Annotated in this window: 12 protein-coding genes; 4 read left to right on the top strand and 8 right to left on the bottom strand. The window is 46.1% G+C overall.

Features of this window, described 5'->3' with window-relative positions:
• Window positions 1-46 precede the first annotated feature (46 nt).
• Complete coding sequence (locus GZK95_RS08905) at window positions 47-1,594, bottom strand: DUF3360 family protein (RefSeq protein ID WP_075707873.1); 1,548 nt, start codon at window positions 1,592-1,594, stop codon at window positions 47-49.
• Between the two features lie 656 nt (window positions 1,595-2,250).
• On the opposite strand from GZK95_RS08905, the gene GZK95_RS08900 reads away from it, so the two are divergent.
• From GZK95_RS08900 to GZK95_RS08885, 4 genes are all read left to right on the top strand, one after another.
• A complete protein-coding gene (locus GZK95_RS08900; protein WP_075707871.1) occupies window positions 2,251-3,021 on the top strand; it encodes an ABC transporter ATP-binding protein in 771 nt (256 codons plus the stop codon).
• 75 nt (window positions 3,022-3,096) lie between these two features.
• Window positions 3,097-3,864: an ABC transporter substrate-binding protein gene (locus GZK95_RS08895; RefSeq protein WP_075707869.1), complete on the top strand. Its 768-nt coding sequence runs from the start codon at window positions 3,097-3,099 to the stop codon at window positions 3,862-3,864.
• Window positions 3,865-3,941: 77 nt separating this feature from the next.
• Window positions 3,942-4,682: an ABC transporter permease gene (locus GZK95_RS08890; protein WP_075707867.1), complete on the top strand. Its 741-nt coding sequence runs from the start codon at window positions 3,942-3,944 to the stop codon at window positions 4,680-4,682.
• A gap of 3 nt (window positions 4,683-4,685) precedes the next feature.
• Complete coding sequence (locus GZK95_RS08885; RefSeq protein WP_075707865.1) at window positions 4,686-5,363, top strand: ABC transporter permease; 678 nt, start codon at window positions 4,686-4,688, stop codon at window positions 5,361-5,363.
• A 77-nt stretch (window positions 5,364-5,440) separates the two neighbouring features.
• Here the strand turns inward: GZK95_RS08885 and GZK95_RS08880 are convergent, their stop codons facing one another.
• The 7 genes from GZK95_RS08880 to GZK95_RS08850 form a co-directional block, all read right to left on the bottom strand.
• Window positions 5,441-6,988, bottom strand: a complete 1,548-nt coding sequence (locus GZK95_RS08880; RefSeq protein ID WP_075714715.1) for a purple acid phosphatase family protein — start codon at window positions 6,986-6,988, stop codon at window positions 5,441-5,443.
• A gap of 353 nt (window positions 6,989-7,341) precedes the next feature.
• Window positions 7,342-8,112 (bottom strand): LytR/AlgR family response regulator transcription factor, encoded by a 771-nt coding sequence (locus GZK95_RS08875; protein WP_075708625.1) that lies wholly within the window; start codon window positions 8,110-8,112, stop codon window positions 7,342-7,344.
• On the bottom strand, window positions 8,112-9,146 hold the full coding sequence (locus GZK95_RS08870) for a sensor histidine kinase (protein ID WP_075714713.1): 1,035 nt from the start codon (window positions 9,144-9,146) through the stop codon (window positions 8,112-8,114). The genes GZK95_RS08875 and GZK95_RS08870 overlap by 1 nt, the downstream gene beginning before the upstream one ends.
• Complete coding sequence (locus GZK95_RS08865; RefSeq protein WP_075714712.1) at window positions 9,146-10,423, bottom strand: hypothetical protein; 1,278 nt, start codon at window positions 10,421-10,423, stop codon at window positions 9,146-9,148. The genes GZK95_RS08870 and GZK95_RS08865 overlap by 1 nt, the downstream gene beginning before the upstream one ends.
• A 2-nt stretch (window positions 10,424-10,425) precedes the next feature.
• Window positions 10,426-11,202 (bottom strand): outer membrane lipoprotein-sorting protein, encoded by a 777-nt coding sequence (locus GZK95_RS08860; protein ID WP_075714710.1) that lies wholly within the window; start codon window positions 11,200-11,202, stop codon window positions 10,426-10,428.
• Window positions 11,195-12,460 carry an ABC transporter permease gene (locus tag GZK95_RS08855; RefSeq protein ID WP_075707855.1) on the bottom strand — a complete coding sequence of 422 codons (1,266 nt, stop codon included), beginning with the start codon at window positions 12,458-12,460 and terminating at the stop codon, window positions 11,195-11,197. The genes GZK95_RS08860 and GZK95_RS08855 overlap by 8 nt, the downstream gene beginning before the upstream one ends.
• Window positions 12,448-13,146: an ABC transporter ATP-binding protein gene (locus GZK95_RS08850; protein WP_075714708.1), complete on the bottom strand. Its 699-nt coding sequence runs from the start codon at window positions 13,144-13,146 to the stop codon at window positions 12,448-12,450. Before GZK95_RS08850 ends, GZK95_RS08855 begins: the two co-directional genes overlap by 13 nt.
• Between the last annotated feature and the right edge of the window lie 4 nt (window positions 13,147-13,150).

Genomic DNA, 13,150 nt, shown 5'->3' with positions numbered 1-13,150 from the left:
AAAAAGGGGCGCGTTAAACGCGACCCCTTCATTTATAGCTCAAAAATTATAGGAATGCAGGGATACCGAATTGGTCTTCAAGCATACCAACAGCAAGCATTGCAACTAGACAGATAACTAGAACGCCTACTGGGATAACGATTTTATCGACAAAACTTAGACGTGCAGCACGCTCTTTGTCACCGATCAAACCGTTGTTGTCTAGTAGCATGGTTAGTGCCCATGCTAGTACTGGGTTAACAACCGCAGAACCGAAGATACAGATACCAGCCGCTTGAGAGTCTTTTGCGTCTTTAACCATCTGCATACCAGCTTCAAGTAGAGGAAGAGATACACCTACTAGTAGTGCTACACGCATTACTGGTGGCCATACCGCTACGTCCATTGGGAAACCTAGAATCGCAACAATAATACATAGAGAACCAAGAAGAATCGCACCTGCTGGGATTGGGCGTTTCGCGATTGCTGCTGGGATCATGTATGTACCCCATGAAGAAGTGATGTTACCACCACCAACCGCAGTACCAACCATTTGACGGAATGAACACATAGTCATAGTGTCATCAACGTCCATTAGTACTTTTTCAGTCTTCTTAGGATAGTTTAGTTCTTGGAAGATACGGTGACCTAGGAAGTCAGGAGACCACATTGCTACAGCAAGAATTGCAAATGGTAGAGATGCAATAAAGTGCTGTACAGTTGGTAGACCTAGCATCCAACCTTCTTCAGTGCTGCCCCACCAATAGATAGGGTTTAGGTTTGGTAGACCCATTTCTGTTTCGAATTTAATATCGAAACCTGCGCCAAATGCTAATGCAATTGCAAGACCAGTAAACGCACATACAGGGATCGCTAGCCAGCGTTTGTTCACTTTCGCAAGGTATGCGTAAAGAACAATCGTTACTGCTAGTACTACTAGACCTACATAACCCATGCTACCTGCAGCAACAGTGTCAGACTGAAGACCAACTGCCCATTCTTGGATAGAAGTAATCTGACTTACCGTACCAGTTAGACCGAGGAATATTAGTAGACCACCGGCGGTACCCTCAGAGGTGAGGTTAACCAGTTTCGAGCCACCTTTTAAGAAACTTAGGATCAGGCCGAATACACCGATAAGAATTGCAAGCGCAAGAGGGTGAGCACCTGCTAGTGCGATAGTCGCGATAAGTGGAATCATCGGACCATGGTTACCAGCAAGGTTTGCTTTAGGGTTAATAAAACCTGAAGCAAGAACACAGAAAAGTAATGCAGGGATTAGCATCTCTACACGTGCAACTTCAATCGCGAAATCTTTACCAAGATTTACGTGGTCCCAAGCAGCTGTCAGACCTTCTGCCCAAGACATCATTACTGCCGAGTACATCGCGATGATGCCGATGGTACCCGCTAGAGCTGGAACTAAGTCCTCAAGCTCGAAACGGAAGTCACGACCAGGTAGGTTTAAACCAAAACGGCGTGGCTTCATGATTTGAAGTTCGTGATCTAGGTAATCGGAACGTGATGCAAATTCCGATGACGGACGATGCAGCTCGCGATAGCTCTTGTTTTCGATATCCGAATCAGAGTGCGGCTTATTGACTGCGTCTGACATAGATTCCTCATATTAAATGTTAGTGATTTATTTTAAGTCGCTCTTTAGTTGTTGTTTAAGCGACTGCGTAAAAACGTCTGTTTAAAGCTTCTTACAAGAAATCCTTTTTGCCCGTCAAGCAGCACGAAACGTATGTGCTTTAAGATAGACGAAGAAGCGGACAAAAGGTCTCTATTGATGCTTTTATCCGTCGGGAGTTTAACGTGCTAACCCTTAAGAGTGATTGATTTAGATCACTTTATGAAAGAATGTGAAAGAAAACTACCCAGTCTGCGCAAGGAATAGCTTGCCGTGGTGTTAATGGCTGTAATTATATTTCATTTTGTAACGTTAAATAAACTCTGTGTTCAATTGAATTTACACTAACGAAATATATCCCCATAAAAATCAAACTGATTGAGGTGTGTCTCTTTTGTTAATTTTTGTCCCAATTGTTTTGTTCTAAGTGTCATTACATGCATGCATTTAAGAAGTAATAACTAAATAGTGAATGAATAGTCATATAAAGTAGTTATATATTGAAAATGAATAGGTTAATAATTTGTTGCATGTTTTTAAGCTAAGTGCTAGTTTGATTGAAATTGGGAGGAGCCCATGCAATCAAGCACTTGGCACAAAGTGTACGATTAAGACAACACGACAGGGAGTAACAGCGCATGACAGATGTACCGGCGCTAAATATCAATAACTTGCACAAGACCTTTGGGCAGAACGAAGTATTAAAAGGCATATCTTTAGAAGCGCATAAAGGCGATGTGATTTCCATTATCGGTTCATCTGGTTCAGGCAAGAGCACTTTCTTGCGTTGTATCAATCTTCTTGAAATTCCTACAAAAGGCGACATCTGGGTTAACGGTGAGTTGATTGAGATGAAAGCCAATCGTCAAGGTGAGGCGGTTCCTGCCAACGAAAAACAAGTTCAGCGTATTCGTTCGCGTTTAGCGATGGTATTCCAAGGGTTTAATCTTTGGTCTCATTTGACTGTGCTTGAAAATGTGATCGAGGCCCCAGTTCATGTGCTAGGTGTGCCAAAAGCTCAAGCGATTGAAAATGCAGAGTTACTGTTAAAAAAAGTCGGATTGTACGAGCGTAAAGATTATTACCCGGGACATTTGTCTGGTGGTCAGCAACAAAGAGCGGCTATCGCTAGGGCGTTGGCGGTTGATCCAGAGGTGATGCTGTTTGACGAGCCGACGTCTGCACTGGATCCCGAACTGGTTGGTGAAGTGCTAGGTGTTATGCGCGACCTTGCCGAAGAAGGGCGCACAATGCTGGTGGTTACACATGAAATGGCTTTCGCACGCGACGTTTCCAATCACGTCATGTTCCTGCACCAAGGCTTGGTGGAAGAGCAAGGTGATCCGGCCAAGTTGTTTACCCAACCAGAATCAGAACGATTGCAACAGTTTATATCATCTATTTATTAACAGCCTGAGTTCAATTTGAAACAAGGCGGCACAACACAACATTAAATAAACACTATAAATCACAGGAGTATGGAAATGAAAAAGTGGTTAGTAGTAGCAGCACTTGCAGCTACAACAGTGACAGGCATGGCTCAAGCGAAAGATTGGAAGACAGTTCGCTTTGGTATTGAAGGCGCTTATCCTCCCTTTAGCTGGACAGAAGCAGACGGCTCTTTGAAAGGCTTTGACGTAGATATGGCCAATGCGCTGTGTAAAGAAATGGACGTGAAATGTAAGATCGTGCCTCAAGATTGGGATGGCATTATTCCATCTCTACTAGCGCGCAAGTACGACGCAATCATTGCCGCGATGTCGATTACCGAAGAGCGTAAAAAGAAAGTGGACTTCACGGGTAAATATGCCCTGATTCCAAACAAATTTATTGCCAAGAAAGGCGCGGGTCTAGACTTTGACAACCTAGATGGCGTGAAGATCGGTGTGCAGCGTGCGACGACGCACGACAAGTACCTAACCGACAATTACGATAAAGTTGAGATTGTTCGTTATGGTTCTTTCGACGAGGCGTACCTTGATCTCGCCAATGGTCGCATCGCCGCGGTACTGGGTGACGCTTCAGCGCTTGAAGAAGGTGTTCTGAATGCGAAAGGTGGCGAGGGCTACGAGTTTGTAGGTCCTTCTCTCACTGACCCACAATGGTTCGGTGAAGGTTTTGGTATTGCAGTGCGTAAACAAGACAAAGATCTTACGACCAAACTTGATGCCGCTATCCTTTCGCTGCGTGAAAAAGGAATCTACCAAGAGATTGCAGCAAAATACTTCAACTATGATGTTTACGGTAAGTAGATCATAGATGACGACCGTTGGCTTGTTCCTAGCAGTCGCCAACGGTCGAGTTTGAGTTTAGGGAAAGGAACTCACCTATGCTGGATCTTCAAGGATATGAAGCCTCGATTTTAAAAGGCGCGCTTGTCACTATAGAAGTGGCATTGCTATCACTTTTGCTGGCCGTCGTGCTCGGAATGTTGGGCGCTTTAGCTAAGCTTGCCCCTTATCGCTGGGCTAGGGCGATTGCAACGTTATACACCACTATTATCCGGGGTATACCCGATTTAGTGTTGATGATGTTGATTTTCTTCGGCGGGCAAATTCTTCTCAACAACAGTCTCTATTCAATCAATGAGTGGCTCAATGAATGGTTTACGTCCAGTAATCCTGATCATGAATGGGTCTCTTATCTGCCAGACTATATTGATGTCAGTCCATTTATTGCCGGCGTGTTGACGATTGGCTTTATTTTTGGAGCCTATATGGCCGAAACATTTCGTGGCGCAATTATGGCCGTGGATAAAGGGGAACTTGAGGCTGCCAAAGCTTATGGTATGAGCTCCGCCCTCGCGTTTCGACGCATTTTGTTTCCGCAAATGGTTCGCCATGCCTTGCCGGGCTTTGGCAATAACTGGTTAGTGTTATTAAAGACGACAGCATTGGTTTCTATTATCGGTTTAGAGGATATGGTGCGGGTGAGTGCTTTGGCTGCAGGGTCAACGAAAATGCCGTTTACCTTTTATATGGCTGTCGCAATCATCTTTCTATTTTTTACCAGCGTTTCAACTGGCCTACTTAAGTTGGTCGAACGTAAGTTCAGTATCCATGCGAGGTAACAGATGGACTTTTCATTGATCATAGAAAGCATGCCTGTCTACCTTGAAGGCCTATGGACCACATTTTGGTTAGTCGGCTTGGCTCTGGTTATTGGGCTAATGGTCGCGATTCCTTTGGCAATTACACGCAATAGCCGTAACTATCTTTTGATGCTACCAAGTTGGGGATACATCTACTTTTTCCGTGGTACACCGCTGCTAGTCCAGCTTTACCTGATTTACTACGGTATGGATCAGTTCTTTCCAGTGAAAGATACTTTATGGGAAAACGCTTGGTTCTGCGCGCTGGTCGCCTTTGTACTTAATACATCGGCTTACACTGCTGAAATTATCCGTGGCGCAATTAACGGTTTACCCAAAGGGGAAGTTGAAGCGGCCAAAGCATATGGCATGAGTACCTTTATGACTTATCGTCGAATTATACTGCCAAGCGCATTGCGCAGGGCCCTACCTGCGTACAGTAACGAAGTGATCTTCATGCTGCATGGTAGTGCGGTGGCGGGGATCGTGACGATTCTTGATTTGACCGGGGCGGCAAGATTAGTGAACTCACGTTACTACGCGCCGTTTGAATCTTTTCTAACCGCAGGCCTGTTCTATATGGCATTAACGTTCTTGATTCTGTGGGCGTTTAAGTTCGCGGAAAAACGTTTCTTAGCCTACCTTCGACCTTTAAGCTAGTGCCGATTACTCATATAAAACGCCCCGCATTGTGTTGTGCATTGCGGGGCGTTATCTATTTTGGAGAGCGATTGGGTTTACTGAGCAGTTAAGGTGACAACATCTTGATATACACGACGTTCCCACCCGGTGACTTTGCCTTCTTTATCCATTATTGGGAAAACATACACAGGTGATATTTCTGTCGTCCACACTCCTTGGTCGTTTTGGAATACGTTGACTTCCATATGGCCATAGTGCTTACCGCCGCTAACGAGTTGTTTATCTTTCCATACTTCTGGTGCGTCAAGATGAGCTAGGAATTGTTGATATGGATTGTCTAAGTCAATTTTGTACTTACCATCTTTACCGAAGTAAGGACCACGCAAACCATCCCCGCCGGTACCGGTATCGTAGAAATGAACACCTTCAACAAGTGAGTGTTCGTACATCTCGTCATGTCCGGCGAAAACCGCATCAACACCATATTTGGCAAATAGAGGGGTTAAAATGCGCACTGGTACGCCAGACTGGTTGTCTTGACCATTATCAAAACCGCCATTACCTGTCGGGAATCCGTGAGGGCCTACTGAGTATGGGACATGATGGAACTGAACAAAGGTAAACTGACTGTTTTTCTGTGCATCAGCGAGTTGTTTCTCCAACCATTCATATTGCTCAGAACCAGGGTTAAAGTCTGGGGCGTTAACGCCTGGGAGACGCCAGTTGGTATCTTTGTCTGTTTTATCTTCTTTGCCATCAGACGTGTCGAGAGTAATAAATGTGATAGGGCCGTAGTCGACACGATAGAAGCGATCTTTGTATGCGTCGACTTTGCTGCCGTTATCAGGAACGTCAAAATAGGCTTTGTATCGAGCGATCGCCTGCAGAGCAAGTTCGGTATTGTATTCTTTCATCCCGCCATCTGGCCCCGGGTAGTTTTCATGGTTACCGAGTGCTGGCAGGATTGGGATATAAGAGGCGATGTTGTTGTATTCACCGGCGTTGTGACGCCAAAACTCATCCCAGTCACGTTGCTCGTTGCCAGACTCAACCAGATCACCAGCGATAGCGATAAAGTTAGGCTGACGTTCAAGCATAACGCGAATATTTTCTTGATAGCCAACGGTTTGATCGACCAAGTACTGGCGATCAAAGTCCCCATACGGTTCTGACCAGCGACGAGTTTTGCCGGTTGATTCAGGTTCTGTTTCTGAATCTGAATAGACGACAAACCTTACGCTACTATCCTTATTTGGCACGGTAGTAAAGTGAGCGGCGTACTTTTCACTCCCTTGTGCAACTTCGTATTGATATTGGGTACCAGGCTTCAATCTATCAATAGTGATGCGGTGGATATAAGGTGTTTGGGTTTCCGCCTGATTGGTAAAGTATTTTTCAACTTCGGTAGGATAGTAGTCGAGTTCTTTGGCTATTGTCGGTGTTGACTTTAGCGTTTCCGTAAAGCCTTCTGCCGAAACCGTGAGTTCGCCAGCTTTGTCGTCAGTGGTTACCCACATGATAGTCATGCTGGTGGGGGTTGGATTTTGCAAATAAGGGTTAACTTTAAAGTTGGCTTGATCGGATGCAACTGAATTGAAATGTATCCCAGCCAAAATTAATGCGCTAAGTAATGTCTTTTTCATAACGAGTCCTCAGATGCTATCGCTAGCATTGGCTATTTTTACATGGTTGGTAAACTTATGAATTGCTATGCACACATTAGACTTACTATTGGTTGCGATGCTTATTATGTCAGGCGGGTAAAATCAATATAAAAGCAAGATCACAAGTTTGATTTTGCACTTTGCGATTCTGCAATCTTTCGTTTTGCGATGAGTGAAAGTGGTTTGGGGGTTTAACAATGCTATTAAACCGCTGTTTATTGGAGTAAGTGCACAAATAACGTCGACAAATGAAAGCAGAGATTCCATCTTTTATGCAGAGAGAGTGCAGTGTTCGGGTTGTTAAAAATCACAAAATGGATGATTACTTTCGGCTACATACCTTTAAATAACCCTTGTTGTGCGCGACTGACAGGCAGCTTGTGGTGCTGCATTTTTACGAACATCCTGCCGGTAAAATCCTTACTGACTTTGTCGATCGCACTAACTTGTACCACCGTTGAACGATGAATCTTCCAGAATTGCTGCGGGTCGAGTTGAGTCATCAGCTCTTTTAGAGGCGTTCGAATCAAATACTCACAGTTATCTTCCGTATAAACAGAAACGTACTTTTCTTCGGCCTTGAAATAGAGTACGTCTGCTACGGCGATAAGGTGAATATCTTCCCCTTGGCTTGCTTTGATCCACTGCAAATAGCTTTTTGCTGGCGAGAGTTGCGTTAACTGCGAGAGTATATGGCTCAGTTCTGGTGTGCTCGAAGGCTGGTGTTGTTTGAGTCTTGTTTGAATTTTATCGCAGCACGCGGCAAGGCGCTCGTCATTGAGGGGTTTGAGCAGATAGTCGATGGCATTATGCTCAAAAGCGCGAATCGCATACTCATCATAAGCAGTAATAAAAACAATTAGTGGCGCTTTCTCATGTTGCTTTAATGCTTTTGCTACGGCCATTCCATCCAGTTCTGGCATACGAATATCGAGAAAGACGATATCTGGTTTTAGCGCAATGATGTTATCGAGCGCTTGCTGGCCGTCACTGCAAATCGCGACGATCTCTAGGTCTGGCCACACATCTGCCAAGCTGTTATTGAGATGATGGCGCAAAAGGGGTTCGTCATCGGCAATAACTGCGGTAATAGCGTTCGTCATCATTGGTTATGCTCCTTTAACGGCATTGAGATAGAAACACTAAACCCACCTTGCTTGGGTTGTGTAATCGCAACGCTACCTTGCTGGCCAAACAGACCTTTAACCCTTTGTTTGATATTACTTAACCCCACGCCATGTCCAGTTTTGCTTGGAGTGTCGGCAAAACCCACACCGTCATCTGTGACACGAATAACCAGTTTGTTCTCATGAGCGACTATTTCCACCGAGATACTACCGCCTTCGGCTTTAGGTTCAATGCCGTGCCCAATGGCGTTTTCGACCAGAGGTTGAATCAGCATGGGGGGAATGATCGCCTGTTCTAAATGCGGGGCGACATTGATGGTGTAACTCAATCGTTCTCCAAGGCGTATCTGTTGAATGGCGAGGTAGGCGCGTGTATGGCGAACTTCCGCCTCGACAGTGGCTTCGGTTAAGCGTGAGTTAGCCAGCGATGCGCGCAGTAACTCGGTCAGTTTGTCCAGCATAGTACGCGCTTTGGGCACATCGTGGCTCATTAGCGCACTAATATTGGCGAGCGTATTGAATAGGAAATGCGGTTCAATTTGGCTTTGCATCTGCATGAGTTGGCTCTGAATCAGAGACTTTTCTTGCTCTGCTTGCTTGCGTTTTGTCTCCTCAACCAGTTTATCGGTAATTGCCATCTGCTCACGGTTGTAAAAGTAATAGAAGCACATGCCAGAGAAGATGATGCCAAGCATTACCACGGGTAGGAACTCAGAAAGATTTGAGCCAAAGTAGGTGTTTAACCAAAACCAAGCATTGATCGAACCTAAAACGACAGAGCAGGTCAACGATATCATCGTCTCTACCAGTCCGCTGATCTTGGGGAAAACGCTGCTGATAATTAGGGATGCCCCCAATGCGGAGTAACCAAACCCTAAACTAATCATCAGATGGACATAAATTGCATCAGTCCAAACAGTGTAGGTTGTCGCGGAGACCAATAAGCAAAATAGGGTGGTAATGATAAAATTACGCCACCTTGGGCAGAGGATGGTGTTGGATACGTCCATTAGAATTTCCCTTTGATCATAAAGGTAAGTGTATGGCTTTGATTGATTTGAGCGTAAGCAGAATCGTCATTGCCGGTCAAAAATCGTGCGGTAAATTCCAAGTCTACGCTTTGGTTGCCGTTATCAAGCCATTGATAGGTGAGCCACTGTGTTGCAATGACTCCGCCATCTTGAGGGGAAATGAGCAGATCAAACTTGGGTGTGATTTTCTCAAGCCATTGCCAGTTTGTGCGACCTTGCCACTGTAACCAGGTTTGTGGATCCCAACTCCAATGGAGCATCAAGGTATGCTGCATGAGGTTGTCATGCTGTAGCCCTTGCGCATAAGACGCCGCCAAGGGTTGAGTGACTACTGAACGCTTGAGATATTCTGCTTGTACGCGAGCTTGTTGCCACTCCGCGCCGCTCCATGCTCGGCCATCAAACCAGTATTCTCCAATAAAGCTATGTCCACTGTGTGTGGTATAGGTGAAGCCTACAAGGGCTTGCCATGCTGAGCCTGCCTCTGTGTTGGTGACGGGCTTAGTGTGGTTGCTTGGCAGCGAGTATTGTGGCGTTTTGTTTTGCCATAATAGCTCGCTATGAATTTCCCACGCTGACGTTGGCACCGTCACCCAACTCGCGCCAATAGCACCTTGGCGAACATCATCGTAATAGGCAATCCATTGGTATTCGTCATCCCCAGCTAAGCCAAAGCGACGTATACCAACGCCATGCTGCTGATTCAACATCTCAAACTGGCTGACTTGATTGTCGGTCCAATGTGAGTTGGTATAGAGCAATGTCCATTCACCCGTTGCTGTAAATGATGAGGCGGAAGCGACAACCGCGCCTTCTTCAATGCTCAGACCTATCGGGTTTTGTCGGTAGGGCTTAAACATATCCAGTGGGCGATAAGCGTAACTTACACCGTAATCGAGGCGAATCTTCCCGAAGGATAAATCGACCACTTGATCACCCCAATCCACGGAACCTTGCCATGCTAACTCACGAACAATGACGCGACTGTCGGTCTCATCAAACCACGAGTGACTGCCAGACTGATAAAGGTCGCGACTATACAGCGCCAGTAGGCTGCTCCAATTGGCATAGTTTATCGCGACATCAAGTAGCCCATCTAACTGCGAATGGGAGTTGTTTTTTGCCTCAAGTAGTGTGGTCTCTGCAAGCTGATGATGAGTCGCTGATAGCGCCCAATCCCAGTTGATTTGCAGCTCATCGGCAGACACCTTGGTGGCAATTGCGCTGAGCACAATGGCAAGTGGAAGGCTGCGCATGATTAGAGCTCCGCTGATTTGTTGCGTGCCAGATAGCTGGGGTTATAAAACTTATCCGCCAGATGCCAAGGGGTGACTGAGCGATAGTCGATGACGGTTTTTTGCTGTGCTTGAATTGCATCAAATAGCGTCATGGCGGTGACCGCAAGTTGACCATCGCGTACACCTCGAGTGAAATAGGCTTTTTTTGCTAGCTTGCCAGAACGCAGATAGAAATCGGCTTTAACTGGAAAACCGGTCTCTTTTTCTAGCCACAAATTGATTTTCTGATAGCTGGCACTGCCTGTTTTCGCCATCAACTGTAACTGTTCAGTGGCGTAGCTCAGTCCGTTTTCATCTAAAGCCTCTTCACTTGCTTGCCAGGTGCCTTGGTAATCTTCGCTCCACGTTAATGAACTGATATCGCCGACAGAGGCTTCCCCAAGGAGTTTCTGCATTGGAGTGATTCGAATAGGACGACGACTTTTGGGCATTTGTAGCCAGAAGTTATCTTGCAGCATCAACATCTTTTGTCCTGCTTCAACTGTGGATTTAAACACCACGAGCGACTGACGGTTTGGGCGCGAATAAACATGGTATTCGCGAGTTTTATCCAGTTGACCATTTTTATAAAGCGACACGAACGAAACCACTTTGGCCGATTCTTGGTCCAGACGGTAGGCATCGGCTTGGGCAATAAGCTGGTCGACTTGTTCGCGATTCAGTGCGGCATTTGCGCAACCAATGGCACCAATCATCAGTAGCAGCGTTGTGGTAACTTTAAACAGATAATTAAACATGGATAAGTGCCTCCGTGATAGGTTTATTGACGCCGTTGCGCGCCGAAAAGTAAGCGGCTGTTAAGCAGACCAAGAGCACCCCAATAGCGGCAGAGATAGCCAGTGGGTACGAGAAATAGATCGTGAGTGGATAGCCTTGGTTCATGCCAGGGGGAGGGGGCATATTAAACTCAAACACCATCAGAAATACGCTCAACAGCGCAGCGGCAGTGATACCAATCAGGCTACCAATTAAGGCGAGTAACCCAGACTCACGCATAAACCCGGCGATAATCTCGTTGGGGTAACTTCCTAGCGCCGCTAGTGTGCCAATTTCACGAGTCCGCTCTGTGACAGACATCGTCATGGTGTTAAACAGCGAAACAAAAACGACTAAAGCCATGATGCTGCCAATAATGCCAAAGATGCGATCATAAAGGCTCTTGACGTTTTGGTAGTAAAACGCCCGTTGATGCCAAGGGGTGACTTGTAGGTCTTGTTCACTATTTCGGATGAGTTGGTTCACGTGTTGCTGTACAGAGGCCGTCTGTTCCAGATCGAACAGAAATACAGAAATCGTGCTGACTTTGTCACTGTTTAATAGTTCTTGCGCACTATCAATATGAATATAAAGTTGACGTTTATCGATCTCAGGTACACCGGTTGAGTAGATCCCGCGCACTTTAAAATCAAATGCATTGAGTGCACCGTCTGTGGTGGTGGCGAGCAATGTTACCCAGTCACCTATGGTGACACTGAGGTTGCGTGCAAGATCGACACCCAGCATAACCTCAGGTGCAGTGACATCATAACGAGGTGAGCGAATGTTTGATAACGTTCGCCCTTCTTTTACATCAATAAAAGGGCCTTTCATATCGAACTCTCGATCATTAACCCCTCGTCCAATATAGATTGAGGACTTACTGCCGTTGGAGATCAATCCGGTAAACTCAACGCTGGGTTGTACACCTCGCACGGTGTCGAATGCCATTAATTGACGAATCAATGTCGCTGATGGTTTGAAGCCATTGGCTAGTGGTACCTCTTCCTCTTTTTCAAAATAGCCCGGCGTAGAAATGATCATATGACCAATGTCTCGCGCAGTGGCCTCTTTCAGGCTTTTGTATGTGTACAAACCAAAGCCGCCAGTACTGGTCATGGCAAACACGGTAATTGAGATAATAAGCACAGAGAGTGATGTGCGGCGTTGATTCCGTCTTAGGTTGAGCCATGCAAGGCGAACTGAGTCTGGAACGATATGGTTGATTAACTTGCCCATGAAATCACCTCATGCTGAGAGTCAAAGGGATTAAGTTTGCCATCGAGAAGTTCAATGGTTCGGTCGCAGCGTGATGCCATGCGGGCGTCATGGGTTGCCACAACAAATGTTGTGTTCAGTTCATGACCGAGTTGACGCATGATATCGACAACCAAGTTAGCCGTGTTGCTGTCTAGGCTTGCTGTCGGTTCGTCGGCTATGACAAGAGAAGGTTTATGAACAAGAGCACGCGCAATAGCGACGCGCTGCTGCTGACCACCGGACAGGTTGTCAGGGCGATGGTGGATATAGTCGCCCAATCCAACCATTTCCAGCATCTGTTGCGCTTGTTTTCTTTGTTGTTGTTTACTCATGCCATTGAGCAGTAGAGGGTAGGCGACATTTTCAAGCGCGTTCATCACGGGAACGAGGTTAAAACGTTGAAAAATAAAACCAAGTTGGCTGCGACGAAGTTGCGCACTTTGTTTGGCATGCTTTGGTAACGGAGTACCATGCAGCAATACTTCTCCCTGATACTGCATATCGAGCAGACCAAGAATATTGAGTAAGGTGCTTTTACCACTACCTGAAGGGCCGCAAAGCGCGACCATTTCTCCGGCCTCTATTCGGCCTGAAACATCGGCGAGCGCAGGTACGGTTTGTCCACCAAGTTGGTAGTGGCGCTGAAGGTGATCAAAGACAATCATGCTG

The organism is Vibrio panuliri (genome assembly GCF_009938205.1).
Classification (GTDB): domain Bacteria; phylum Pseudomonadota; class Gammaproteobacteria; order Enterobacterales; family Vibrionaceae; genus Vibrio; species Vibrio panuliri.
Note: the sequence above shows the minus strand (reverse complement) of the source record. Positions and strands in the feature narration are given on the sequence as shown.